This is a genomic window from Roseburia sp. AF12-17LB, assembly GCF_003479605.1.
Classification (GTDB): Bacteria; Bacillota; Clostridia; order Lachnospirales; family Lachnospiraceae; genus Roseburia_C; species Roseburia_C amylophila.
The window spans coordinates 229,608-254,992 of sequence record NZ_QUHR01000004.1 but is presented as its reverse complement, the minus strand read 5'-3'; the positions used below and the strand labels follow the sequence as shown (position 1 = coordinate 254,992).

Genomic DNA, 25,385 nt, shown 5'->3' with positions numbered 1-25,385 from the left:
ATACCGACCTCCAATCGTTAGATTTTTTGGTCTAACTTTTAGGGGTCGGTACACCATCGGAACTGCTTCCCTTTTTTTATGCGGATAACCCACAAAATATTTTCCCGCGTTTATACGATTTTCCTACACCTGTATTCGGTCTGCAATTTCATTTCCCATTGCAAATCTGCTGTCTTTTGCCCCAATAATTACACAGTCACGCATTTTCTGGATGAGCTGTATGCGTTCCCCCTCATCCACAGAGTGGCTATGCAAGAAATCAAGCACTTCCGGCTGACCAAACATCCACTGAATGGTATAGGTTTCACCTGGTGTTGCTTTTGACAATGCCTGCATAGAAATTCCTCCTTTTCTCCTATTGTAGTTTTCACCTGCCCTGTTAGTCAATTGCTATCTTAGTTGCAATCTTCCAACAAATAGTATACGTATATAACAGGAGTAAGATACGGATTTTCTCTTTTATCTTTTTAAAATATCTTCCAAATCCAGACCATAACGTTTGGCAATATCTCTTGCATAACTTAAGCCATCCGGTGTCGTCCGGATGACCCGGTAACTCCGGGTACCCTCTTCTTTACTTTCCATCATTGCCACCAGATTATCGATTTTGCCTTTATTCTCCGGATGCTCATTATAGGTATCCAGCTGTTGTGTCAAATCATGAATATGGGTCACATAAAGGCCACAGCAGCCGATAATTCCGATTCCGGTCAGCACCTCTGATGCTATGTAGCCTGCCTCAAGTCCACTGGTACTGGAAAAAGATTCATCCATCAACAGCATATCCGTATCTGACAGTTGTTTCATGATTTCACTCAGTCTTACACACTCACTTTCCAGTCTGCCCATTCCATAATTATTCTCATCAGAGGATGGAAAATGTGTAAATATTCCAGACACCGGACTCATTACCGCCTCTTCTGCCGGAACAAACAGCCCCAGTTGGAATAACGCCTGCGCCATTCCGATGGAATAGGCAAAAATAGATTTCCCTCCGTGATTTGGGCCGGTTATCAGATAGAATCTTCCTTTTTCATCCAGCTCAAAGGAATTAGACACAATTGTTTCCTCTACGGAATTCACTGCCAGCATGGGATTGTATACATGCTTTAACTCACAGCGTTTCTCCTGCATGGATGCAATCTTCGGTCTGCACATGGCAAATCCCTTTTCTTTCATGGAACGGATAAATTTTACTCCGGCAGTCAGAAAACGGATATCATCCAATAAAGCAATAAACATATTTGTATTAATGTGATAATAATTCTGCACCAGCGGTTCAAACTCCCTCAGCGACTTTGCAAAAATAGTCTGCAAAGCTGCATTCATGGAATAGTCTATAGCATCCTGTTCATCATTGTGCAGCACCCGGCTCAGTGGATAGAGTGCCGACATCAGATGCCATTTATCTTTTTTCCCTTTTTTCAAAAGCCGGTCCATGATAGTTCCTGGATGGAACTGCTCCTCATTGACAGAAATCAGTCCGGCTTCTTTCGGTCTTAAATTGCCATCAAGATTAATACCTACGGTTACGCTTTTGATATGCCCGAAGTTCAGTTCCATTTTCGGAAGTTCCTCATTCAGGCTCTGGTACTCGCTGCTTGCTACGATTGAGTGAATTTCTTTTTTGAAATTCTGCATACCTTCCGAATGAATCTCTGCTTTTTCCAATGCATCCGCAAACAGATTTACAATTTCCTGATACATTTCAAGATATCGCACCGAACGCAGGGCTGAATCCGTCGTAAAATCACTGTTTAATACTCTTCGCATATCATTGATATTATAAATAATGGATACCGCCTTGCAAAATGCCTCGTAAAGTGATGGATTTTCCACCAGATCTTCTACTACGCCCAGACGATACTCTAATACCCGCTCATCTGTAGAGAAGAAATTTTCCAGTGAAAGGTCTGCCACTCCCCGGTAACTTTCCTTAATCAGTATTACCATAGCATCAATTTTTAATGCGTGGATAAATTTATAATCCTTCATGGGAACGGCTTTGTTCCGGTCATAATCCGGTGGATATAATAAATGAAAATCTGTCTGCATTCCACTTACGCTCCTTTTCTCTATTGTGCCCTTCTCTGTCACGCATCTGAACGTGAATATGCATTTTTCATCTGGCTGCTTAATTCAAACAGCACTTTATCCAAAGTATCCTGTGTCTCTTTCTTAAGCATTTCTGCTATCGCATTATTTGCCTGCTGCATCAGTTTCTGTCTATCTGCTGCGTCCGTTTCTTCTGCCAGAAGTGCATCATAGGTATGCAGCAGTTCCCGTCCTTTTGCCATCACATGCATCTGGTAGCGTTCGATGTGAAAAAGGGATCTGTGATAAGAGGCATCTGCCATAGCTGCAATCATACGGCTTGCCCAGTAGAAATTATCTGTAGAAACTTCTCCGGTGGTATTGGATAAATATTCCGGCGTTGTCTCCACTTCCCCGTAAAACGGAACCAACACATTAAATACATTGGATGCAAATGCTACCCACTGTATGATGCTTCCTGTATTTTCGGTAATGTCCGCCTGCTCCGGCCGCATTTCAATCACAGAAAGAAAATCATTCCGGTTAACTCCAATGGAACGGAATGCGCCTTTCATGGATTTTTCCCCATAAGAACCATATGGGTCATACGGTGTTCCCTGAAAATGTGCGGATAATACATATTTTACATCTTCGATCGTTACCTTTTTCTCCGGTTTTAAGCACCATGGAATATCATCGGATGCCGGCGTATAATCAGCCTGCTCCCCATCCCATTTATAGGTATGTGGGTTGAGATAACGCTCCATAAACCAGGCTCTTGGTGTATTGTATACATGATCGGAATCATCATGGGAACCAAATGCATCTCTTGGATTTAAGCTGCCATCCAAAGAAAGATTCAGATGATTTTTCTCAATAAATTCCCGCAAATCCTTTGAGCACATATAGTCCTTCTGTGTAGTAAGGGCATCCTCTAAATCAAAGGTGTCAAGTCCCAGCTGGTTTGGCATTACCACATAGACATCATCCGGCACTCTTCCTGCCATCCAGTGATGTCCGCCAATGGTCTCAAGCCACCAGATTTCATCCTTATCCTGAAATGCAATTCCATTCATCTCATAGGTTCCATACTGCTCCAGCAAACTGCCCAGGCGAATGACACCCTCTCTTGCACTGTGAATGTACGGAAGCACAATGTATACAATATCCTCTTCTCCAATGCCGCCGATAATCTCTTCCCTGCCATTTTCTGCCGGATGGTAGGTCACCAGAGGATCTGCTCCTAAGACGCGGGGATTGGAAGTTATGGTCTCTGTTGCAGTCATGGCAACTTTTGCCTCATTGACTCCACAGGCAGCCCAGACACCTTCCCCGTCTACCGCATTCGGCATTGCCGTGTAACGCATCGGATGCTCCGGCAATTCTATTTTCACATGAGATAATACAGACTGATAGATTGTCGGCTGTTCTTCCGGATGAATTACCACATATTTCTTAGGTGTAAAATGTCCGGCACCGGAATCATCATTTCGTGCAATTATGGTTGCTCCATTATAAGAAGCTTTTTTCCCTACTAAAATAGTTGTACATGGCATATCTGTTCTACCCCTTTTCCTGTTTCATTGAATGTTATTTCTAACGATAGCCCATCTTCGTCTCATAGTTCACGATGGTATCCTCATTGGTTCTCTCTATTTCCGATAACATATCTTCTTTGAAATCGTCCGGTTCAATGGTTCCGTTGTACCAGGATTTTCCATTGAAATATTCCTGCAGTCCTTCATCTAAGAATTTTCTTCCATGTCTTGCATAGATTTCATTTCTGGCAATCCGGAGGTCCTCCTGGGTCAGATTCTCCAAATCAGCTTCCGTTAATAATCGGCTGGCACTCTCCGGAAGAATATATTCTGCTTCCTCTTCTCCAACTGCTCCGTCTGTTCCCATGTCCTCATTTCCAGTTGTATCTTCTTTATTTATTACTTCGGAAGTTTTCTCAGATGCTTCCTGCTGTCCGCTTACATCTTTCCTATCTGTCTGCTCTGTAGACATTTCCGTCTCTGTGGTCTGCTCCGTTGTAACCACCGGCTTATCGGTAATATCATCCTGCTTTGCCGGCTGATTGCCCTTGATAAATAACAATACAATAATTGCAATCAGAATAATAATAATGACTGCTGCACCGATTAATAAATATACCATGGCACCGGAGCCGGATTTCTTCTCAGTTTCATTCTTATTTTTATTTGATATTTTTTCACTGTTCTTTGTTTTTGTTACTTTCTCATTCTTTTTTTGTTGTGGCTGTGGTGCCGGACTTGCCTGTCTTACCGGGGTCTGCTGCTGTGTCGGTGCCTGTTGCGGTACTGAGTTTCTCTGTGGTACCGGAGTCGGTTGATTTACCGGTGCTTTCTGCGGTGTCGGATTTGGCTGGATTGCTCCCGGCTGAAAAGCTTCTACTTTCGTTCCGCATTTGGTACAGAATTTTGCATTTACCGGTAATTCATTTCCACATTTTGTACAAAACATTTTTTTCCTCTTTTCTGCTATTTTATGTTTCTTTTGTTTCAAATTTTCAAATTATTTTTATTATAGATTCTATTGTACAAAAATGCGGGACACCAATTCCGTATCCCGCATTATCTTTTTTATTTTTTAAATTTCTTCCCGTCCTGTTCTGGAACGAATTACGAATAATACGCCAATTAATACCACGATACAAACCGGAAGTGCCAGCCATGAAATTCCTGCCAGTCCTGCTGCCTGCAGGATACCAATCAGGAAATAGCCCAGTAAGCAGACTGCTGCAACTGTCAATGCATACGGAAGCTGGGTTGCTACATGGTTAACATGCTCACAGTGGCCACCGGCAGATGCCATAATTGTGGTATCTGAAATCGGTGAGCAATGGTCTCCACAAACTGCTCCTGCCAGACAGGACGCAATGGAGATTACCATCATCTGTCCGCTTGGGAATACACCAAGGACAATCGGAATCAGAATACTGAAGGTTCCCCAGGAGGTTCCGGTTGCAAATGCTAAGAACGCTGCTACCAGGAAGATAATCATTGGCAGGAAGCCCTGCATTGCATTTGCTGAATTTGCTACCAGATCAGCCACGAATACTTTTGCTCCTAAGAGATTGGTCATTCCGGATAAGGTCCATGCCATAGTCAGAATCAGAATCGGAGCAATCATCGCCTTAAATCCTTCCGGAATACATTCGGTAAATTCCTTAAAGGATAAAACATCACGCAACATGTAATAGATAAAAGTAAATACCAGTGTTACTGCGCCGCCAAGAACCAGTCCGACGGAAGCATCACAGCCAGAGAATGCCTCTACAAAGGAAGTTCCGCTGAAGAAGCCACCGGTATAAATCATGGCTACGATACAGCTTACAATCAACACAGCTACCGGAAGAATCAAATCCAGTACGTGAGAGTTTTCTTTTACAACTTCCTCTTCATTATCTTCATACGGTCTTCCCGGTGTGGTAAACAAATCACCTTTGATTGCATTCATTTCATGGGTTTTCATCGGTCCGAAATCCACGCGCAAAAGAGTAATTCCAATTAACATTACCAATGTCAGCAATGCATATAAGTTATATGGAATTGTCTGGATAAATACCGCAAATCCATTGATTCCGGAATCTGCCGGAACAGAAGAAGTAACTGCTGCTGCCCAGGAGCTGATTGGTGCGATGATACATACCGGTGCTGCCGTTGCATCAATAATATAAGATAATTTTGCACGGGACACCTTGTGCCGGTCTGTAACCGGACGCATTACACTTCCTACGGTCAGACAGTTAAAATAATCATCCACGAAAATCAATACACCAAGAATCATAACGGAAATCTGCGCTCCGATTCTGGTTTTAATATGCCGGGATGCCCACTTTCCAAATGCGGCAGAACCACCTGCACGGTTAAGAAGGGATACCAAAATGCCAAGCATGACAAGGAATACTAAAATTCCCACATTCCATGCATTCGCAAGCTTGTATACCATACCGCCCTCTTCTTGGAAGAAAATGGTATTTATCATCAACTCAAGGTTGAAGTTGGAATACAGCAAACCTCCTGCAATAATTCCTGCCAGAAGTGAGGTATATACTTCCTTGGTAATCAGTGCCAGTCCGATTGCAATAACCGGCGGAAGCAATGATAAAATTGTCGCATAAGCTTTACACTGATAGCTGTCAGCATCAGCAATTGTTCCAGGTGTCTGGCTTGTTACGACCATAAGTATCACGATAATCGCAATAAATACCAGCATACCAATCTGTTTTCTTTTCATTTTCACTGTTTTCGTCTCCATCTCATTGTATTTTCAAAATAACCTACTCTGCCTTAATTGCCCAGCGCATCTTAGTAGAACGTGCCCGTCCGTTCTGCGCACACTCCTGTGCAGATGGGCGGATTACATCTTTGGCATAATCGGCATAAATGCCTGCCCGATAGCCTTCTTTTAATGCTTTCTTTACTAACTTGTCTTCGCCGGAATGGAAAGTTAAAATTGCAGCTCTTCCGCCCGGTTTCAATGCATCCGGCAGTTTCTCCATGAATTCATACAGTACTTCAAATTCACGGTTCACATCAATACGAAGTGCCTGGAAGGTTCGCTGGCAGGTCTTTTTTATCGTATCCTTCTTCTCTTTTTCCGGTAGAAAATCAAGCGTCTTTTCAATGATATTCCTTAACTTTGTGGTGGTATCAATCCGGTTGCCTTTTCGAATCTCATCGGTAATCGCTTTTGCCAGTTCTTCACAGTATGGCTCATCCGAATTTTCATAAAGCATTCCCGCCAGTTCATCCTTTGTAATGGCAGCCAGGCGTTCTGCTGCACTGATTCCGGCTTCCTGGTTCAGCCGTAAATCCAGTGGGCCATCCACTTTAAAAGAAAATCCACGCTTCGGATTATCAATCTGCATGGAAGATACACCCAGGTCCGCAAGAATAAAATCAAATCCGCCGGCTTCTTTTGCAATTTCATCTATCGTACAGAAATTCTGTAATCGTATTGTCAGAATATCTTCTCCAAAACCGGCCTCTTCTAACCGCTTTCTTGTCCTGGCTGATTCCTCCGGGTCTACATCCGTTGCATAGATGTGTCCCTGCCCTTTTAAGCACTGCAGCATGGCTTTCGTATGACCGCCATATCCCAAGGTCGCATCAAAGCCTGTTTCTCCCGGCTGGATTTTTAAGAAATCCAGAATTTCATTTACCATTATGGAAATATGCATTCCGGCAGGTGTGTTTCCTTTTTTTATTACATGCTCAATCGTATCTTTATATTTTTCCGGCTGAAGTTCTTTATATTTTTCTTCAAATTTCTTCGGATATTTTCCACTGTAACGCACCCGGCGTTTGTGGGTTGTCTGGTTTTCCTCTGCCATAATTAAAGAGCCTTCTTGATTGCTTCCATTAATTCATCATAAGTCTCAAATGCAGGCAGTTCCGGATGATCTTTCTTAATCTGCTCGGTGCTGCGGAATAAGAATCCTGCTTTACTCGCCTCAATCATGCCTAGGTCATTGTGGCTGTCTCCGCTGGCAATCGTCTCATAACCAATGGACTGTAATGCTTTTACTGTAGTCAGCTTGGAATTTTCAATTCTCATCTTAAATCCGGTAATCTCACCGTCCTCTGCCACCTCCAGAGAATTGCAGAAAATGGTAGGCCAGCCTAATTTCTTCATCAGAGGTCCTGCAAACTGGGTAAAGGTATCACTGATGATGATAACCTGTGTCATGGAACGAAGTTCATCTAAGAACTCTTTTGCTCCCGGCATCGGGTCGATTTTTGCGATGGTTTCCTGAATCTCTTTTAATCCAAGTCCATGTTCTTTTAAGATGCCAAGTCTCCATTTCATCAATTTATCGTAATCCGGTTCGTCTCTTGTAGTTCTCTTTAATTCAGGGATTCCGCTTGCTTCTGCAAATGCAATCCAGATTTCCGGTACCAATACTCCTTCCAGATCAAGGCATACAATGTTCATGTCCATAATTAATCCTCCATACAAACATATTTAATTCAACAAATTACTTCCCTAAAGTATACCTTATTATGAATAAAAGTACAAGAAAGAACCTCATTTTTCAGAAAGCTAAAGCTTTTCTCATAGCCAATATGTGACAAGCTATGTTAATCTTACCAGAGGTATCGGTACACCATACAAACATTCCGCCATCCGGCTCAATACACTTTATCGCCTTTGGAAGCTTTTCCCTGATTAATTTGCACATATATTCGCTCTTTTTCGCATAGAAAGCGGATACCTCTGCAATATGTTTCTTAATATCATAATTCTTATAATACTCATAAACAATCATCTGTGCAAGAATATTTGTATGTACATCGGTAAACTGTTTTAACAGTGTTCCATGTTCTATAATCTTCTTGTTGGCAATCATAAATCCCACACGAAGCCCCGGTGCCACAACCTTGGAAAAGCTGCTGGAATAACATACAATTACCTCTGTTGGAAATGTAAGCTTCAGTCTTGCGCTGATTTTCCTGAGTGCAACTCTTTCTTATATTTCCTTAAAGAATCTCGACTTTATTTATGATTATTTCTTTCTGGTAATTGTCAAAATGATTCTGATTCCGGTTGGTGTTGCAGCCGTGGTATCACATTTCCTTACTCCGACCGAAACAACCATTCTTACCCTGATGGCATGTATGCCAGCCATGTCCGCCATTCCGATGATGGCAGAAAACTACCATTCCGATGCGGAATTTGCTTCAAAGACCTGCTTTGTCATGACACTTTGCTCCGTCTTTACGATTCCGCTAGTCTTCTTCCTCTTAGAGCTTCTCGGCATCCATATCGGCTGATGATTTATCTTCTTTCTGAAGTGTGATATAATGAGATGATAGTGCGAAGCACGTACATCTTGAAAATCTTCGATTTTCAAGATGCACTGCGTACTAACTTAATAGTGACTTATCAAATGCTTATTTTAACTTTAAGAAATCCTTCAGAAAGGAGTCTCCATGAGTATCTTATCCAACCTATCCAGTAAAAAACGTACCTTTGAAGTAACAGAACCGGACCGGAAATACCTGGCACAGGGCATCTTCTTCATTGCCCTTGGAACCATTCTTATTTCCTGCATTACCGTTACAGAGCTTGATCTGATGCCTCGTTATCTGCTGCTGGCTGCCGGTATTATCCTTGGCATCTTCGGCTGTTTCCGATTATTGAAATTCCATAAAGACGCCAAAGCTTTCCGCGACTACGAACCTGCCTGGGACAAAGGCAGAGGCATGTATGACCGGTTTGCCAAAGAATATAACCAGTGGAACGAAGATGAAACTCCTCCGGTAAGCTGTGATGGTGATATTACATATTTTCTGAAATTACAGCAGGAACGTCTTAAGGAAAAGGGACTTCATATGGAAAACCGTGTCATTCCGGGAAAGGGAAATACTTTTGGTACTGCCTGTCTCACCCACAAGAGTGCCTGGTATACCTCGGATACAACTTATGAAGAAATCCGCCATAAGTTCTCTTTTTCCAACACTTCCGGTGAACTCTATTCCCGTGATACCGAGCAGGTTATGTATGAAACAATTGTACACAGCCCTAACGAACAGCAGCTTCCCTTTATTACCGCAACCTGTCCAAGCTGTGGTGCCGTTAATCTGGTTTCCAATCTGACGGAAGGCTGTCCTTACTGCGGTACAAAATTTCGCATAACGGATTTATTTCCCCGTGTCATGAATTTATCCTTTGTAATAAATCCATCCTCTAACCGGAATATGCAGGTATTTCACAATACCATTTTACTTACCATGCTGACATTTTTTGCTGGATTCTTCCCATTCTTTCTCATTGAAAAACAGGAAATTCTTCCTCTGGCACTGTTCTCTGCTTATCTTGCCGCACTAATTGGTGGCGGATTCTTAGGCTTGCTGTTAGGAGATTTGCTGCTTCTTATGGGGCTTGGCAACCGGGATGGCATGAAACATATTTCGGCTTTTGGCTTTCTGCGTACAAAACGGAAGTTAAAGGATACGATGCTTCGTTATGATCCGAATTTCTCTTATGAAAAGTTTGAAAGCCAGATGATTTCTCTTGTACGCATGGCGGTATTTTCCAATGACCCATCCACGCTTTCTTCCTATCGTGGTGGTACATTAGACGAGCGTTTCAAAGATATCATTGAAATGACTTATACCAGTGGCATGACACTGAGAAATCTGTCCGTGGAAAACAATCAGCTGCATATGACCTTACGAACCTGGTGGATAAATTACAGCGAAAAAAATGGAAATATTTCCAAAACCGGTGACTGTATTGATGTCACTCTTTTGCGAAATATTTCCACTCCGGAACCACCTGGATTCTCCATCAGTTCCGTTATCTGTAATAGCTGCGGTGCCAGCTTTGATGCAGTACGACAGCGGTATTGTCCATTCTGTCACAGCGAATATCATATGGAAGATAAGACTTTTATTATCGAAGATATGAAATTAATCCGATGAACTATTCTTTTTCTTCAAAACCATGCTGCAGAAATTCATTCCATGCAGCATTGGTTTTTTCTAATTCTTTTTTCTGCATAATCGCATTCCGGTCACTTAAAATGGCAAGCATTTCATCTACAATTTCACCCTCCGGCAGATATTCATAGTGTGATAAATACCATAACATCCTCTGTGCCGTAAAATCCGTATTCAGATTCCGGGTAATGACATCACAGAATTCTTCCGGATACCCTCGCTCTGTCATGATATGATAAAGCTCTATACTCTTTTCCGACTTCGGTTTCATTTTCCATTCCTGCCCTTCGTCTCTTAGAATTCATATTTTAATATGGCACAGTTCTTCACGCCAAATGCAGCATATTCTTCATTGGTCATTTCATAAAAATAGGACTGCACAACTCTTGATATGCCATTGTGTGCCACCAGAATATAAGTCTTATCGGAAGCTGTTACTTCATCCAGAAGATTGTAAATTCTCTGTGCCAGATGCAGCATAGATTCTCCGCCGTCATAGCGGGTGATAAACTGTCCCTTTGCAATCTTAAATTCTGTTCCATCCCGCGGTGTGGATTCAAATCTGCCAAAGTTCTGCTCTTTTAAACGAAGCTCTTCCCTTGCCGGAATTCCGGTAATTTCCGAAATATGCAATGCAGTATCTTTTGCCCGGATTAATGGGGAATATAATATTTCATCCGCCTTTATGCCTTCTTCTAATATTTTCTTTCCGGTCTCAATTGCCTGCTTATGTCCAAGCTCAGTCAGTGCAATATCTGTTGCACCACATATCTTATTTTCTACATTCCATATGGTCTGTCCGTGCCGGACAAAATATACATATCCCATACTGTTATCTCCCTTAATGCCTTATTTATGTTCTTCGTCATTTTAGCGGTTCACCGGAAAAATGTCAATTTTCATATGTTTAAACAAATTTGAGGAATAATCAGTTTCCAAGTCACTTATTGTCTAAATAATTTTGACTTATTTCCCATAAAGTAGTAAAATTATGATAAATATTTAGATTTTCGCTTTTACTTTTACTATTGTATAACGCAATTGGTGCCATAGTGCCATTGTATATAACGAAGGAGGAACGTTATGTTTGAGAATCTTAAAATTAGAAAACGTCTGGGGAAGGCATTCCGTATTATCGTGACATCCTGCTCCATCGCAGCCGTCCTTGGTGTGGTTATGCTGATTGTAACCATGACTCTGTATAAGAATGCCCTGAACAATTATGGTTTTTCACAGGGTGACATCGGCAAAGCAATGGTTGCCTTTACCGATACCCGATCTGCCACCCGTGCTATTATCGGATATGATGATGACAGTCTGATTAGTCAGATGTCCGATACCCATGATGAAAGAAAGGCCACTTTTGAACAGTATTGGGAAATCGTAGATGAAGTTACTACCACCAGCAAAGAGCAGGAAATCTATGATTCCATTGATACCAAGCTGGAAGATTACTGGACTACTGAGCAGAAAGCAATTGATACCGGCAAAACAACTGACCCGGGTCAGAGCGCAAAAGCCCAGAATATAATGGTTGATGAAGTAGCCCCATTATATGATGAAATCTATTCCGGAATGAGGGACTTGATGAATACCAAAGTAACAGAAGGAGATCGTTTAGCAGATACACTTTTTGTTGTTTCCCTTATTTTTATCATTATCATTGCTGTAATTATTATCGTATCCATCCTTGTTTCTTCCAAGATGGGAGCTTCCATTGCAAGGGGAATTTCAAAACCTTTAGTCGCACTGGAGAATCGTCTTAGCACTTTTGCACAGGGTAATTTACATGACCCTTTCCCGGAGGTGAAATCCAACGATGAAGTTGCAAGTATTGTAGCCACTTCTACTGAAATGGCCGAAACACTAAACGCACTCATCACTGATGTAGGTGTTCTGATGGAGGGCATGGCAAATGGTGATTACACCATTCAGTCCGAGCATTCCGACAAATATGTCGGTGACTTCGAACAGTTACTGACCGCAATGCGTGGCATGCGTGATGCAATGGTACATACTATCCAGATGATTGGAGAAGCTTCTTCCCAGGTTTCTGCCGGTTCCATGAACCTTGCAGAATCTTCCCAGAGTATGGCAGAAGGTGCTACTGAGCAGGCCGGTGCCGTACAACAGCTTCAGGCAACAATCACTGATATTACAAGTAATATTGAACAGTCCGCTGATCAGGCTCAGATTGCTTATGATCAGGCAAAGCAGTATGCTGCTGAAGCAGAAGACAGCAGTGCTGAAATGAAAGCCATGGTTGATGCTATGGCACGTATTGATGAAACTTCTAAGAAGATTGGAAATATTATTTCTGAAATCGAAGATATTGCTTCCCAGACCAACTTACTTTCTCTGAATGCTTCTATCGAGGCTGCAAGAGCCGGCGAAGCAGGACGTGGATTCGCCGTTGTTGCTGACCAGATTCGTCAGCTTGCAGAGCAGACAACCAAATCTGCTGTAGATACCAGAGACTTAATCGAAGGTGCCCTTCAGGAGATTGCTGAAGGTAATGCTGCTGCAGACCATGCTGCTGAATCTATCGGAAACGTTGTAAATGGTATCCAGCAGATTGCTGAATCTTCCAAGCACATCAGTGATGTTGCTAAGACTCAGGCAAATGCCATGGATCAGGCAGAACAGGGTGTAAACCAGATTTCTGAGGTAGTTCAGTCCAACTCCGCATCCGCAGAAGAGACCTCTGCTACCAGCCAGGAGTTATCTGCACAGGCAACTTCCTTAGATGAACTTGTTGGAAAATTCATCTTACCGGAAGACACTGAACAGTAAAATATACCAAAGCCCGTGAAATCATAAAACAACTTTGATTCCACGGGCTTTTCTTTTATTCCAATTTCTTTATTTCAATTTTCCCTGTTCTTCTGCCAGGCTTCGCAGTTCTTTATTTAACATATTATAAGGTCCGAAATTCTCGCAGGTGCAAATACAGGTTTCACAGCCTGCAAGTATTTTCTTAGCTTCTTCCAGTTGTGCTTCTTCCATCGGATAAAAAGCTTTTGCAGTAATGACTTTTGATGCCAGTGCCGTTGCAACAGGATATTCTACGTCATTTTCAAATAAGATTCCTGCTGCAAATGGAATATGCTCTCTCTGCAGTCTGTAATAGGTTGGTATTGCAGCACCACCGCCTCCGATTACGAATACATTCGGGGCCGCTTTATTTCCCGGCATCTGCATGATTCCAAGCATGGAATCAAAGTTCTTTTCCTCAATTCCATAAAGCTTCTGTACCAGCGAACCCTGAAAGATTTCTTCCGGTGTTCCTATGTGGCTGACGGTGGTTCCATCTACACAGGCTACCATATCCGATACTTTCTGTACCAAGTCAAGTTCATGCAGTGACATCATTACTGCTATATTCCGTTCCCTTGCCAGTTTCCGGATGCTGTTTAAAATATCAAGCTTATAACGGATATCCAGATAAGAGGTAGGTTCATCCAATACCAGGATTGCTGTATCCTGGCAGATGGCTCTCGCCAACATAACACGCTGTCTCTGTCCGTCACTGATTCTTGTAAATGACTGCTCTGCCACCTCTTCCGCATGAACCATGGTAATTGCCTCATCCACCAGTTTCCAGTCCTGCTTATCTAAGATTCCAAGTCTTCCGGTATAGGGATATCGTCCGGTTGCAACCACATCCCGGCAGGACATCAGCTCCGGATGAATATGCTCTGTCATTACCATGGAAAGGCTCTTTGCAATTTCTGCCTCTTTCATTTCCGAGGTTGCTTTCCCGTTCAGGTATACTACACCATCAAGGGATTTCAACTGCTTTACAATACTCTTTAGAATCGTAGATTTACCGGAACCATTCGGGCCAATCAATGTCAATACCCTTCCCGGCTCTGCCATTAGATTGACATTCGAAAGAATGACCTTTTTTCCATATCCAACTGTGAATTTGTCTGTTACAAGCCCCTGTTTTCTTTCAGAAGATTTCATTTTTCCTGCCATGCATTCTTTCTCTGTGGACTCTTTTTTTCCTGCTATCTGTTTTGTCATCCCCGCTCCTCCTGTCTGCGCAGCATCATTACAATTACCACCGGAACCAAAAAGACCGCTGTAACGGTACTGATACTTACTTCTGTCGGTGCAAAGAGTGTTCTTGCGATTCCATCACAAAACAGTGTCACTACCGCTCCCCCCAGAAAGCAGCCCGGTATCAGCACCAGTGGTTTTGCTGTTCCTGTGGCAGATTTTATCAGATGTGGCACCGCAATTCCTACAAAGGAAATCGGCCCTGCAAACGCTGTTACACAAGCCGACAATAAGCTGGATAACAGAATCAGGCTTACCCGGAGCACCGTTATATTAACACCCATATTTCTGGCATAAGTCTCTCCCATCTGATACGCACCAATCGGCTTTGCAAGAAACATTGCCGCAAGAAAGGACAGCAAGGTCAGGATAAATATCATCAGGATATTCGACCAGTTCATTCCGGAGAAGCTGCCCTGGGACCAGTTGTGCAAATTTACGATATTCGAATCATCTGCAAAAGTAACACAGATGTCTGTAATTGCCGAGCAGATATATCCGATTAGAATTCCGCATACAATCAGAAGAGACATTCTATGTACCTTCATGGAAATTAAAAGTACAAATCCCATTGCCAGAAGTGAGCCGGCAAAGGCTGCTGCTACCATTCCAAAAGAACTGATTGTAATTCCCCTTCCCAGAAGATAAATCATTGCCAGTGCTACCATAAGTTTGGCACCGGAAGAAATTCCAAGCACATACGGACCTGCAATTGGATTTCCAAAAAAGGTCTGCAGTAAAAATCCGGAAATGGACAATGCTCCCCCCAGCATGACAGCAGCAAGAATCCGTGGCAGTCTGATATCCCAGATAATATGATAAGCGGTGCCTTCTTCTGTCTGTTTCAGTAAAATATTCCAAAGTTCATCCCATGAAATCGAAATACTTCCAGAACCAATATTCCAGAAAATTAATCCCACCAGCAATATAATAATTGTTATAAAAGAGACTGCATACCGCTTCATTTTCTTTTACCTCAGCTTCTTTAAATATCCTGCTTCTTCTGTATCTGTATTCTGAAATATTTTATTCAGATCTTCCATAAAATCTCCGATTGCCGTGGATTTCTGGAAGAAATTATTTGTGGTACAATAGACATTTCCATCCTGTACTGCCTGAAAATCTGCAAACAGTGCATTCTTCTGCTTCAATTCCTCCAGCGTACTGATTTCGCCTTCAATTGTACTGTTATATATTAAGATATCGGCATTCTTTGCATCTGCATAGAAATCCTCCATCTGTATGTTCATTGTGGAAAGTGCATTTTCTTCTTCGCCCGCCAGTTGTTCCGGCACATAGGTTCCACCGGAAAGAGCAATCATCTGCGCTACATAATCATTTGATTTCCGCACACTGATTGTTCCGTTTGCTGTCACACTGAAAAATGCTACTGTTACATTGCAGCTTTCTTTCTTCATAATCGGCTCTAATTTTTCTAATTCTGCTTCATAGAAAGAATCTGCTTCTTCCTCTTTATCAAATAATACTCCATATAAACGGATCCATTCCAGTCTGCCCAATGGGTGTGATTCATAGCTGGAACGCTCCACAAGTACAGGGATTCCAAGTTCTTCCAACTTTTCTTTTACTTCCGGGTTATGATAAATCATTGTATTTTCAATTGCCAGATTGCAGCCTTCATCCAGAATGAGCTCATAGTCCGGAGTACTGTATTTTCCTGCATATAAAATGTCTCCTTCCTCCATTGCCTGCCTGGCTTCTTCTACATACCAGCCATCTTCCTTCGTTCCGGAAAGCCGGATATCTGACATGGCATCAATCTGTCTTACTAAATCCATGACAGAAGTGGATACCAGATATGTTTTATCCAGCGGCTGCTGTAAAACTGTAACATCCTCCGGTATATTCAGCGGCACTGCCGCTCCCTCCGGAATAAGCAAAAAACGACCGCCATCCACGATCGTAATCATTTTGTACCCGCCATATTCATCAACACTATACTGTGTTGCATAATTTAATTCCATACTCCCGGTCCTGCTGAGAGAACTAAAATCTACGGTATCTGCTTTTTTCTCCTGCTTCTTTGTACCACAGGCACAAAGAGTCAGAAGAAGTATACAGATAACGCTTACTATCATAATTTGTTTTTTCTGCATTTTATTTTACCAGTTTAAAATTCAATGTATATTCAATTTCATGAGGTGTGCTCATTGCAACAGTATCACCCACTACTGCAATGTCACAGTCAAAGCCGGATACCGGAATCGTAAAGGTGGAATTTCCACCCTTGTTCTCATTCAGATACTTCGTTCCATCTACTAACATGTAATCATAGTTTGGACTGCTCCACACAACGGTTGCAGTGATTTTTCCATCTTTTATCACAACCTTCGCCGGTGAATCCACCGTTGCTCTTCCGGTTCCGCCCTCTAAAGTTACTTCTGCCTCATAAGAGCCATCAGCTAATTTTTTTTTTCAGGATTAGAAACAGATACTTTGTGGTCGTACCATTTTCCCTTTGTTCCAATTAATGCAAGGTCAAAGTCTTCATCCACTGCAGGAACCGGAACATCAAAGCCGTATACTTCTTCGCTGGTTCCATCACTGTATTCTACTGTATCTGTAGTCGGCTCAAGAAGCTTGGCTCCATCCTTCTGTGCATCTGCTGCTGTTCCAGCAAATAAATTTACAATGTTCTTAGATGGAAGCGTGATATGTGCTGTCATTTTTCCATCCTTTACCGTAAGTTCTGCCTTGCCTTCTTTTGCTTCATTTACGTGAAACATTGTGCTGTCTGTGTTGAAGTCTACGGTATAAGTTCCATCCTCTAAGGTTGCAGAGGAATTGGAACCACCTGCTGTTGCAAGTGGCTCTGCCTCTAAAGCAGCCTTTGTATGTGCTACATAAATATCCTGGACTGCTTTAATTCTTCCAAGACCTTCAATCTGTGTATCTACACTGTCAAATGCTTTGGATGCTTCAAACTGGCTCTTCCAGGAATCTTCATCATCTCCAGCCATATCGTTGTTTGCGTGGTCTCCGGCAACAACCATTAACGGACGAAGAATTACTTTTTTGTATCCTGCTTCTTTTACTTTTTCAATAACTGCTTCACATGCGGTATCTTCCGGTTCACCTTCTACGGTTCCAACAAATGCATTTTTATAATTCAGTTTCTCTAACTGGGTCTGCATCTGGTCATATGTTACATTTGCAGTATGGGAAGTACCATGTCCCATAAATACAAATGCTGTTCCATCTTCTGCTGCTGCATCCATGCTGTCATATCCTGCAGCCTTAACTGCTTCTGATGTAATTGCTTCTGCAACGGCAGCTTTATCTTCGTTGATTACAGTTGCGTCGCTTCCAACTTCACCTAACAGAGGTTCTGCGATACGGACTGTTTCGAATTTATCCTGATACTTCTCAATTGCTTCTACCAGTTCATCATATTCTGCACCATGCATTAAGTGGGTCGGCTGTACCACAAGATTCTTAACGCCATTGTCTACCGCACGCTCTAATGCCTGATCCATGTTATCGATTTTTTCGTCATCACGGGCCTGTATATGGTTAATAATAATCTGTGCTGTAAATGCTCTTCTTACAGACCAGTCAGGATTTGCTTCCTGTAATGCTTTTTCAATGCCGCCGATATCTGTTGCGCGGCTGTCATTAAAGGATGTACCAAAGCTTACTACCAAAAGCTCATTTTCTCCAATATCATCCTGATTTAAAGGATCATCCTTTGATGCATCTCCGGTATCTCTTCCAAAGTAATCCGGGTCTGCATTTTCTCCGGATACCAGTTCCTTCTGAGCATCTGTCAGTGCATCCCATGCTTCTTTTGCTGCCTTACACTGTGCATCTGTCTCATCAGTTCTTTCCTGCACATAAATTGCATCAATCAATGCTGCTACTTCATCTGCTTTTGCCTGATCATCCTTTTCATCTTCTGTCGAAACAGCTTCTGTTGTTTCAGTTGTCCCTGTTGTTTTCTTATCACCACATCCCGCAAACATGGTTGCAGCCATAGTAAGTGTAAGAACTACAGTCAATGCTTTCTTTTTCATTTTTTTCTCCTTTTCTCATGTTCTGGTTTCACTTACACATGAAAAAACTCCGTTCCATATTGCTATGAACGAAGTAAATGACATACTAACTACAGGAAATACGCTTTACGGATTTCCCTTGTTATCAAACAGTACAGCCAATTACTCGTGACCCGGAATCTCTTCCCGTACCAGATAAACGGCAGGTTTCCTGACTCAAAGATTAACGCTCCGTAATCACCTTCCCAATGTCTGTGCAGCAGTGGCGCTTTTAAAAGCCTGACTACGTTACTCCCTTCTTACAGTGACGAGTTCGTACAGGATTTACACCTGTTTCCCTTTTACCCTGCATATGAATGAATTTCATTGCAGGCACCGGTTATCTTTCTATGAAATCGCTACTATACTAACACACTTTTTATTTTTTCACAAGCCATAGTTCACCCCGCCTCAACAATCTTCACCCTTAAAAAGTTCTCTAGCCTTTCAGCCGATGGGTCAGTACCTTCATAATGGCATCATAATGTTCTGCCTGATGGGGATATGTGCAGTTGGTACAAATCTTAAGTTTTCTGCCATTTGTCTCTTTGTACTCCGGTGTTCCCGGACAATGCTCCATTTCATACATCGGGCAGTAGCAGAACATACAGTTAATCTGCTCAATGTCCCTATGGCAGGGATAATAAGCGCATGCACGATTCTCAAAAAAGCGGCTGCTGTTATGCACCGGCTCATCTTTGGTCTTTACAATCACGATGGTAAAATATCCGCTGTTTTCCGGTATGTTATCCACACCGGAAAAGACTTTTTCTTCCTCTTTTCCACAATCAGAAACACTATACACTTCTAACGGACGGATAGTGCTTTCCTTTTGCAGCATTTCTTTTAACTGCTTCAGCTTCCTTCCGGACTTCATATAGATTCTGGTGCCGGAAAATTGTCTCGATTCTTCTATCTCATAGGAACCGGGAATAATATGAATCTGCTCTTCCTTTTCTCCCAGCGAAATGCCAAGTCTTGCTGCCACTGCACAAAAAGACGGTACACCGCTGACCATTTCCGTATGGCCACCATGCTCTTCGATTTTCTGTGAAAGATAAGTATAGGTGGAATAAATTGCCGGATCCCCCAGCGTTAAAAAGGCAACCTTTTCTCCCCTTGCAAGATATGCTTCTATATTTTCGCATATCTTATCATGGGCTTCTTCTAACTTTTTCTCATCTCTGGTCATGGGAAAATTCCATGCCACAAGCTGATGTTTCCGGATGTCCGGCACCAGTTTTTCTACAATCTGAAAAGCATTACACTCTTCTATCGGTTCGGACGGCACTACTATGGTATCGCAGCATTCTATCACCTGAACCGCTTTATGGGTCAAAAGCTCCGGCTCCCCCGGACCTACTCCGATTCCATATAAAATTCCGCTCTGTGCTTTTTCTTTCTGCATCTGTCTTCCTCTTATTTTAAATTATCTTTTACTTCTATTTATCTTTTTGCTTCAATTTCGATTGTTGATACAATCCTGCCTGCTGATAGAAATGCTCCACAAAAGAAGGGTTGGACGGATAATAAAGATGAGGAAATCCCCACCAGTGATTTTCTCCTTCCCAGACACACTCCCAGCTTCTGTTTCCGGTCGGTTTCTTTGCCACGCAGTCCGTTCCATTTTCCGTACTGTCAAAATAATGGAATTCGTGTCCCCGGATTCCTTCTTTTTCCGGCAGGAAACAGCTCTCTTTCTCGGTAAGCTCCACATAGCCAAAACGCACCAGCTTTCCCCGGTAATCTGCATCTGCATCAATTACGCCCGCCATGGAATATTGTCTGCCTTCCATATCCTTCAGTGATTTATGAAGATAAAGAAAACCCCCACATTCTGCCAGTGACGGAAGTCCGCCCCGGATGGCTTCCCGGATGGCTGTCTTCATGCTGTCATTTTCGGATAATTCCTTTGCAAAAAGTTCCGGATATCCCCCTCCTAACAGTAATCCGCTGATATGCTCCGGCAATTTCTTATCATGCAGGGGAGAAAACGGCACCAGCTCAAAGCCCCTTTTTGAAAGCAGTTTCAGGTTCTCCTGATAATAAAAACAAAATGCCTCATCTCTTGCGATGGCAAGGCGGAGTTTACTTTCATGGGTGTCATTTTTTTTGATATCTGCTCTCTGGAATACCATATCATTTTCATAGATATCTGCTCTCTGATATGTCACTTTGTTTTCGTGACTATCAACTTTTGGGGCTGCCGCATCCTTTTCTCCGGCTCCCCCAATTGCTAAAATCCGCTCTATCGATACCGTTTCTTTTAAGCTGTCTGCCCCGCGGCATACCTGTTCTTTTAAATCACGCTTTTCTTCTGGAAGTTTTAAGCCTAAGTGGCGGCTCTCCAGATGAAGCTCCTTCTGTTCGGTAAAACAGCCCAGCACTTCTATGGATAATTTGGTTTCGATTAACTCTTTTAATGACGCATAGAACATTTTGCTGACCCGGTTTAGTATCACGCCCTTTATGATTCCGGCTTTGTCATAGGATAAAAGTCCCTGTATCAGTGGAAGTATCGTTCTTCCCATGCCATGTGCATCAATTACCAGAATCACCGGCAGGGAAACAGAATTTGCCAGGTGATAGGTGGAACCTTCTTCTAAAATTCCGCCAAGTCCGTCATAAAGCCCCATGACACCCTCTACCACTGCAAATGCATCTTCCGGTGTCTCTTCCATAAATATCTCTTTTGTCTTTGTTTCGCCGGTAAAATATGTATCCAGATTTCCGCCCGGCACACCTAAAATCGTCCGGTGAAACATCGGGTCTATATAATCCGGTCCGCATTTAAATGCACAGACATTGACTCCTGCTTCTTTCAAGGCTTCGATTAACGCACAGGTAATCAATGTCTTTCCACTGCCGCTTTTGGGTGCTGCAAGAACTACTCCTTTACGCTTCTGCATCCGCTTCTCCTCCCTGCAAATCAAAGGAACATATCATAACCGGATTTTCCGCCTTTGGCATATAATAAGAGCCAAGCTCATGATAACGGCTGACCTGCATCTGAATCAGTTCAAAACCACAGACCGGAAAACGCTCTTTCACCTGCTTGAATTCTGCCACCGTCTCAAGACTTATAGCATTCATTACAACTCTTATTCTTCTCTTTTTTGCTGCCAGTACTTCTAAAATTTCCATCAAATGTCCACCGCTTCCCCCGATGAAAACATGGGTTGGCTCCTCTAATCCATTGCATGCCTCCGGTGCCATTCCCCGGATAATCTCCATATTTGCTACCTGAAACTTCTCTTTATTCTGTGCCAGAAGTGCTAGCGCCTCTTCTTTCTTTTCAATGGCATAGACTTTGATTCCTTTGGATAAATGGGCTGCTTCCACAGCAATCGAACCCGTTCCGCTTCCAATATCATAAAGCACCGAATCTTTCTGAAGCCGCAGGCTGCAAAGGCTGACCTGACGCACTTCCCCTTTGGTCATTGGAACTTTCCCACGAATAAAGGCTTCATCCGGGATTCCCGGTGACAAAGTTGCCGGCTCTTCCTGCGCTTCCTGTTCCCTGCGCTTTCCCTGCTCCGCACATTCTTCATTCGCTTTCTGTTCTTCCTTCTCTATCATGACAACATACAATCCTTCCTGTTCTATCTCCCTGCATGCTTCCGGTGTAAGCACCATCAGCTTCTGCTGCGGATAAGATAACTGGTACCCCACTGTAATTCTGCAATTCTCTTTATCCGAAAAAAGTGCTCCTAATTTCCTGATGTCTTCTGCTCCGGATACCAAAAGAAACAGCTGCCCATTTTCATGCAGCCTGTGCAGCACTTCTGCCTGCCAGCCATCCGTATCTGTTTTGCCATGTATACTGTAAATTCCGGCATTTTCCCAGCTTACGCCACAGGCTGCTGCCATCATCTGAATGGAAGAAATGCCCGGAATGCTTTGCAAGGTTCCATGAAGTATGCCCTTTTGCAGCGCTTCCTGCAGACAGATTCTTACCTTGCTCCAGCCACTATAAAAACCAATATCCCCGGAAAAAAGGATGACTACCTTCAGTTTTTCATGCACCGCATACTGTCTGCTCTTTTCCTGAAGCCATGTAAGGATTTTATCCGGCAGATAAAGTGCCTCTTTTTCAAGCTTCGGTGTCACCGCCTCTATCAGACGTTTCGCACCTAATACAAGGTCCGCTTCTGCCAATGCTTCCTTTAACCGGACGGTCATCATATCTGCATCCCCCGGTCCGATTCCTGCCAGCGTAATCATAAGCTCCGCCGGTCTTAAGGAAAGGTTTACCCCTGTTAATGTTTCGATTTTCTCACAGACTGCATCAAAGGAAAGTCCGTCTTCCTCTGCTGCCTCCCGACGAATGACCAAAAGCGGGATATGATTTTTTAAAGCTGCTTCTTTTTTTTCTAAAAAGCCTCCGGTAATGCCGCCCTGCTTTGTTACCATACATTTTATCCCGTACTGATGAATCAGTGCATCATTGAATTCTTCAGAAAAAGGTCCCTGCAGTGCCAGAATCTGTTGTGGCAGAATTCCTTCCCTCCGGCAGATTTCAAGACTTTCCAGCCCCGGCAGTACCCGGACATAAAGACGTTTTTTTACTTCTTCCGATTCGGTATATACGGAAAGTTCCTTGCTTCCTGTAGTAAGAAGAATGTTTCCCTTGATTTCCTTTAATGCTTCTGCACAGGCCTCATTGCTGTCAAAGAAACGAAGTCCTGCTTCTTCTGACGCATGGATGCTCCGTTTCAGCCGTAAGTAAGTGACCTCAAGTCCATCCTCTTTCATTCCGACAACGCAGCTTTTTATGGTTCTGGTCACTTCCACCGCATAGGGATGAGTGGCATCGATTACAAGGTCAAAGGATTCTTTCCTTAGATATTCTGACATAGCTTCTTTGGAAAGGCGTCCTTCCTGAATCTTCACCTCTGGATGCTCTTTCATGACCAGCTTTCCATAATCGGTTGCCACCGATACAGTGTGGGCTATGCCTGCTGCCGCCATCAGCTCCGATAATTTTCTTCCTTCTGTTGTTCCTGAAAAAATGATTATTTTTTTCATTGCTCTATCTTATAGCCTCTTGGTGTGATTAATTTTCCATCCTGAATTCTGGTTCTGGAATTTCCAACAAAAACGGTAGTAAACATATTTACTGTTTTACTCTGTAATTCTTCTAATGTACAGGTAACTGTGCTTTCTCCGTCTCTTCCGATATTTTCCACATAACCGCATGCGCGCTCCGGTTCTATCTCCTGAAGCAGAATCTTACATGCTCTTTCCAAATAGTCTGCCCGCTTCCGGCTGGACGGATTATAAAGTGCAATAGCAAAATCTCCCCGTGCCGCCATAATCAGCCTCTTTTCAATTAACTCCCATGGTGTCATAAGGTCACTGAGACTGATTACACAGTAGTCATGATTTAATGGTGCTCCAAGAACCGCTGCTCCGCTGTTGGCTGCGGTAATTCCCGGTATCACTTCCAGTGAAATCGCCGGATATTCTTTTCCGATCTCATACATCAGTGATGCCATTCCATAGACACCGGCATCGCCGCTGCATACCATTGCCACGCTTTTGCCTTTTCCGACCTCCTCAAAACACATTCTGCAGCGTTTTTCTTCCTGCCGCATCGGCGTGGAAAGAAATTCCTTGTCTTGAAAACGTTCTCCTAGCAAATCAAGGTATACGGTATATCCGATGATTACGTCCACCTGTTCTAATACTTCGATGGCTCTGCCTGTCATCATCTCTTCTTTTCCCGGTCCCATTCCAACAATCCATATTTTATTCTTCATATAAAGTCAGTCTCCAATCTTCTTTTGCTATAGCCAGTGTCATTCCATTTTCCGCTTTTTTCTGAAGCACCAGCCTTCCATTATCCCGGCAGGCTGCCATGGCTGCCCGCTCGCAGACATTGTCTACGCCCACCTGGCTTTCCACAAATACCGATGAATCAAAGGTACCGGACACACGGCTTAAGGTTTCTGCATCAAAGGTGAGAAATGGAATGCCATGTTCTGCCGCAAGTTTTAGAATTGCATTTTCATCCTTCTTTTTATCAATCGAAGCAATCGCCCGTATCTGTTTCCAGTCTACTCCGGCTTCCTTTAAACAGTTTTCTGCAAATGCCTTAAGTTCCTGTTCTTCTTTATTCCTTCTGCATCCGATTCCAAGAATATATTCTTTGGGGATTAAGGTCAATAATGGTTCCTGCTTCTGCCCATCCTCTGGTGTGCCGATTGCCACATCCACTTTGGCGGCATATTCCGGAGCGATTGTCATGGAAAGCTTCCTTTTTTCCAGCACCTTTGCAGAAACCTTCTTAATGCCTTCTTTTTTATCAATGGATAGGTCATGCTTTTTTGCAAATACATCTATGGCAAAGGCATTATTAATGTCGGTCGCTGTGGTAATTACCGGAACTGCTCCTAATAACTCTGCCAGTAAAAGTGCTATCTCATTTGCGCCTCCTACATGCCCGGATAAAAGAGGAATGACATAATTGCCTGCCTCATCCAGTACCAGCACCGGACTGTCTGTCAGCTTGTCCTTAAGAAATGGGGCAATTGTCCGCACTGCAATTCCGCATGCTCCGATAAAAATGATTGCATTTCTTAGGGAAAACTGCTCCTTTGTCCACGCGTTCAGATTTTCCACCTGTTTTCTGCCATGATAAGTATGAATTTCACAGGGAAGCTGCTGCTCTTTCGAAAGTCTTTTTATCTTTTCGGCAAGCTCTGCTCCCTTTTCGGTAAAGCTGATGACACTCCATTTCAATGACTGCATTTTCTTT

Annotated in this window: 22 protein-coding genes, 1 pseudogene and 1 riboswitch; of the genes and pseudogenes, 3 read left to right on the top strand and 20 right to left on the bottom strand. The window is 42.9% G+C overall.

The window, feature by feature from the left end; genetic code table 11:
• Nucleotides 1-123: 123 nt before the first annotated feature.
• The 8 genes from DWV68_RS07470 to DWV68_RS07435 all read right to left on the bottom strand — a co-directional run bounded on the left by DWV68_RS07470 (nucleotide 124) and on the right by DWV68_RS07435 (nucleotide 8,473).
• Nucleotides 124-336, bottom strand: coding sequence for a FeoA family protein (locus DWV68_RS07470; RefSeq protein ID WP_022244126.1), 213 nt, complete (start codon nucleotides 334-336; stop codon nucleotides 124-126).
• A gap of 123 nt (nucleotides 337-459) precedes the next feature.
• A complete protein-coding gene (locus DWV68_RS07465; RefSeq protein ID WP_118665380.1) occupies nucleotides 460-2,055 on the bottom strand; it encodes a MutS-related protein in 1,596 nt (531 codons plus the stop codon).
• Nucleotides 2,056-2,093: 38 nt separating this feature from the next.
• Nucleotides 2,094-3,590 carry a C69 family dipeptidase gene (locus tag DWV68_RS07460; protein WP_118665378.1) on the bottom strand — a complete coding sequence of 499 codons (1,497 nt, stop codon included), beginning with the start codon at nucleotides 3,588-3,590 and terminating at the stop codon, nucleotides 2,094-2,096.
• A gap of 40 nt (nucleotides 3,591-3,630) precedes the next feature.
• On the bottom strand, nucleotides 3,631-4,521 hold the full coding sequence (locus DWV68_RS07455) for a YARHG domain-containing protein (protein WP_118173613.1): 891 nt from the start codon (nucleotides 4,519-4,521) through the stop codon (nucleotides 3,631-3,633).
• 126 nt (nucleotides 4,522-4,647) lie between these two features.
• On the bottom strand, nucleotides 4,648-6,297 hold the full coding sequence (locus tag DWV68_RS07450) for a Na+/H+ antiporter NhaC family protein (protein WP_118665388.1): 1,650 nt from the start codon (nucleotides 6,295-6,297) through the stop codon (nucleotides 4,648-4,650).
• Nucleotides 6,298-6,340: 43 nt separating this feature from the next.
• The gene (gene rsmH, locus DWV68_RS07445; protein ID WP_022244131.1) at nucleotides 6,341-7,396 is read right to left on the bottom strand and encodes a 16S rRNA (cytosine(1402)-N(4))-methyltransferase RsmH; all 1,056 of its coding nucleotides are present in this window, start codon (nucleotides 7,394-7,396) and stop codon (nucleotides 6,341-6,343) included.
• A 2-nt stretch (nucleotides 7,397-7,398) separates the two neighbouring features.
• Entirely contained in the window at nucleotides 7,399-7,998 is a 600-nt protein-coding gene (gene thrH / locus DWV68_RS07440) for a bifunctional phosphoserine phosphatase/homoserine phosphotransferase ThrH (protein WP_117697433.1), read from the bottom strand.
• Nucleotides 7,999-8,098: 100 nt separating this feature from the next.
• Entirely contained in the window at nucleotides 8,099-8,473 is a 375-nt protein-coding gene (locus DWV68_RS07435; protein ID WP_255415054.1) for an aminotransferase class I/II-fold pyridoxal phosphate-dependent enzyme, read from the bottom strand.
• A gap of 121 nt (nucleotides 8,474-8,594) precedes the next feature.
• On the opposite strand from DWV68_RS07435, the gene DWV68_RS07430 reads away from it, so the two are divergent.
• Entirely contained in the window at nucleotides 8,595-8,837 is a 243-nt protein-coding gene (locus DWV68_RS07430) for a hypothetical protein (RefSeq protein ID WP_117841943.1), read from the top strand.
• Between the two features lie 159 nt (nucleotides 8,838-8,996).
• The gene (locus DWV68_RS07425) at nucleotides 8,997-10,490 is read left to right on the top strand and encodes a hypothetical protein (protein ID WP_118665376.1); all 1,494 of its coding nucleotides are present in this window, start codon (nucleotides 8,997-8,999) and stop codon (nucleotides 10,488-10,490) included.
• Nucleotide 10,491: 1 nt separating this feature from the next.
• On the opposite strand, the gene DWV68_RS07420 is transcribed toward DWV68_RS07425, so the two are convergent.
• Both DWV68_RS07420 and DWV68_RS07415 read right to left on the bottom strand, forming a co-directional pair.
• Nucleotides 10,492-10,779: a hypothetical protein gene (locus DWV68_RS07420; protein ID WP_197420827.1), complete on the bottom strand. Its 288-nt coding sequence runs from the start codon at nucleotides 10,777-10,779 to the stop codon at nucleotides 10,492-10,494.
• A 23-nt stretch (nucleotides 10,780-10,802) separates the two neighbouring features.
• Nucleotides 10,803-11,336 (bottom strand): histidine phosphatase family protein, encoded by a 534-nt coding sequence (locus DWV68_RS07415; protein WP_118057653.1) that lies wholly within the window; start codon nucleotides 11,334-11,336, stop codon nucleotides 10,803-10,805.
• Nucleotides 11,337-11,591: 255 nt separating this feature from the next.
• Here DWV68_RS07415 and DWV68_RS07410 point away from each other — a divergent pair, with 255 nt between their 5' ends.
• On the top strand, nucleotides 11,592-13,301 hold the full coding sequence (locus DWV68_RS07410; protein WP_118057652.1) for a methyl-accepting chemotaxis protein: 1,710 nt from the start codon (nucleotides 11,592-11,594) through the stop codon (nucleotides 13,299-13,301).
• 69 nt (nucleotides 13,302-13,370) lie between these two features.
• Here the strand turns inward: DWV68_RS07410 and DWV68_RS07405 are convergent, their stop codons facing one another.
• The 10 genes and pseudogenes from DWV68_RS07405 to DWV68_RS07360 form a co-directional block, all read right to left on the bottom strand.
• Nucleotides 13,371-14,477 (bottom strand): ABC transporter ATP-binding protein, encoded by a 1,107-nt coding sequence (locus DWV68_RS07405; RefSeq protein ID WP_118057664.1) that lies wholly within the window; start codon nucleotides 14,475-14,477, stop codon nucleotides 13,371-13,373.
• A gap of 56 nt (nucleotides 14,478-14,533) precedes the next feature.
• Complete coding sequence (locus tag DWV68_RS07400) at nucleotides 14,534-15,538, bottom strand: FecCD family ABC transporter permease (protein ID WP_022244138.1); 1,005 nt, start codon at nucleotides 15,536-15,538, stop codon at nucleotides 14,534-14,536.
• Nucleotides 15,539-15,544: 6 nt separating this feature from the next.
• On the bottom strand, nucleotides 15,545-16,672 hold the full coding sequence (locus DWV68_RS07395; RefSeq protein ID WP_243004367.1) for an ABC transporter substrate-binding protein: 1,128 nt from the start codon (nucleotides 16,670-16,672) through the stop codon (nucleotides 15,545-15,547).
• A 19-nt stretch (nucleotides 16,673-16,691) separates the two neighbouring features.
• Nucleotides 16,692-16,940, bottom strand: a complete 249-nt coding sequence (locus DWV68_RS07390; RefSeq protein ID WP_022244140.1) for a hypothetical protein — start codon at nucleotides 16,938-16,940, stop codon at nucleotides 16,692-16,694.
• Nucleotides 16,941-17,404: 464 nt separating this feature from the next.
• Nucleotides 17,405-18,607: pseudogene (locus DWV68_RS07385) on the bottom strand (sirohydrochlorin cobaltochelatase); the annotation flags it as partial.
• Nucleotides 18,608-18,770: 163 nt separating this feature from the next.
• Nucleotides 18,771-18,981, bottom strand: a riboswitch (cobalamin riboswitch).
• A gap of 83 nt (nucleotides 18,982-19,064) precedes the next feature.
• The gene (gene cobI, locus DWV68_RS07380; protein ID WP_118083005.1) at nucleotides 19,065-20,033 is read right to left on the bottom strand and encodes a precorrin-2 C(20)-methyltransferase; all 969 of its coding nucleotides are present in this window, start codon (nucleotides 20,031-20,033) and stop codon (nucleotides 19,065-19,067) included.
• A gap of 34 nt (nucleotides 20,034-20,067) precedes the next feature.
• Nucleotides 20,068-21,534, bottom strand: a complete 1,467-nt coding sequence (locus DWV68_RS07375) for a cobyrinate a,c-diamide synthase (RefSeq protein WP_118057649.1) — start codon at nucleotides 21,532-21,534, stop codon at nucleotides 20,068-20,070.
• Entirely contained in the window at nucleotides 21,521-23,653 is a 2,133-nt protein-coding gene (gene cobK / locus DWV68_RS07370; protein WP_118057648.1) for a precorrin-6A reductase, read from the bottom strand. The genes DWV68_RS07375 and cobK overlap by 14 nt, the downstream gene beginning before the upstream one ends.
• A complete protein-coding gene (cobJ, locus tag DWV68_RS07365; protein ID WP_118057647.1) occupies nucleotides 23,650-24,387 on the bottom strand; it encodes a precorrin-3B C(17)-methyltransferase in 738 nt (245 codons plus the stop codon). Before cobJ ends, cobK begins: the two co-directional genes overlap by 4 nt.
• Nucleotides 24,377-25,378 (bottom strand): cobalt-precorrin 5A hydrolase, encoded by a 1,002-nt coding sequence (locus DWV68_RS07360; protein WP_243089488.1) that lies wholly within the window; start codon nucleotides 25,376-25,378, stop codon nucleotides 24,377-24,379. The genes cobJ and DWV68_RS07360 overlap by 11 nt, the downstream gene beginning before the upstream one ends.
• Nucleotides 25,379-25,385: the final 7 nt, after the last annotated feature.

Coding starts and splice junctions, on each gene's coding strand:
- DWV68_RS07420 (WP_197420827.1), bottom strand. CDS start 10,779: ATGAAACCGAAGTCGGAAAAGAGTATAGAGCTTTATCATATCATGACA.
- thrH (WP_117697433.1), bottom strand. CDS start 7,998: ATGAACATTGTATGCCTTGATCTGGAAGGAGTATTGGTACCGGAAATC.
- DWV68_RS07410 (WP_118057652.1), top strand. CDS start 11,592: ATGTTTGAGAATCTTAAAATTAGAAAACGTCTGGGGAAGGCATTCCGT.
- DWV68_RS07400 (WP_022244138.1), bottom strand. CDS start 15,538: ATGAAGCGGTATGCAGTCTCTTTTATAACAATTATTATATTGCTGGTG.
- rsmH (WP_022244131.1), bottom strand. CDS start 7,396: ATGGCAGAGGAAAACCAGACAACCCACAAACGCCGGGTGCGTTACAGT.
- DWV68_RS07430 (WP_117841943.1), top strand. CDS start 8,595: ATGATTCTGATTCCGGTTGGTGTTGCAGCCGTGGTATCACATTTCCTT.
- DWV68_RS07470 (WP_022244126.1), bottom strand. CDS start 336: ATGCAGGCATTGTCAAAAGCAACACCAGGTGAAACCTATACCATTCAG.
- cobI (WP_118083005.1), bottom strand. CDS start 20,033: ATGCAGAAAGAAAAAGCACAGAGCGGAATTTTATATGGAATCGGAGTA.
- DWV68_RS07415 (WP_118057653.1), bottom strand. CDS start 11,336: ATGGGATATGTATATTTTGTCCGGCACGGACAGACCATATGGAATGTA.
- DWV68_RS07405 (WP_118057664.1), bottom strand. CDS start 14,477: ATGAAATCTTCTGAAAGAAAACAGGGGCTTGTAACAGACAAATTCACA.
- DWV68_RS07360 (WP_243089488.1), bottom strand. CDS start 25,378: ATGCAGTCATTGAAATGGAGTGTCATCAGCTTTACCGAAAAGGGAGCA.
- DWV68_RS07460 (WP_118665378.1), bottom strand. CDS start 3,590: ATGCCATGTACAACTATTTTAGTAGGGAAAAAAGCTTCTTATAATGGA.
- DWV68_RS07450 (WP_118665388.1), bottom strand. CDS start 6,297: ATGAAAAGAAAACAGATTGGTATGCTGGTATTTATTGCGATTATCGTG.
- DWV68_RS07465 (WP_118665380.1), bottom strand. CDS start 2,055: ATGCAGACAGATTTTCATTTATTATATCCACCGGATTATGACCGGAAC.
- DWV68_RS07425 (WP_118665376.1), top strand. CDS start 8,997: ATGAGTATCTTATCCAACCTATCCAGTAAAAAACGTACCTTTGAAGTA.
- cobJ (WP_118057647.1), bottom strand. CDS start 24,387: ATGAAGAATAAAATATGGATTGTTGGAATGGGACCGGGAAAAGAAGAG.
- DWV68_RS07375 (WP_118057649.1), bottom strand. CDS start 21,534: ATGCAGAAGCGTAAAGGAGTAGTTCTTGCAGCACCCAAAAGCGGCAGT.
- cobK (WP_118057648.1), bottom strand. CDS start 23,653: ATGAAAAAAATAATCATTTTTTCAGGAACAACAGAAGGAAGAAAATTA.
- DWV68_RS07395 (WP_243004367.1), bottom strand. CDS start 16,672: ATGATAGTAAGCGTTATCTGTATACTTCTTCTGACTCTTTGTGCCTGT.
- DWV68_RS07455 (WP_118173613.1), bottom strand. CDS start 4,521: ATGTTTTGTACAAAATGTGGAAATGAATTACCGGTAAATGCAAAATTC.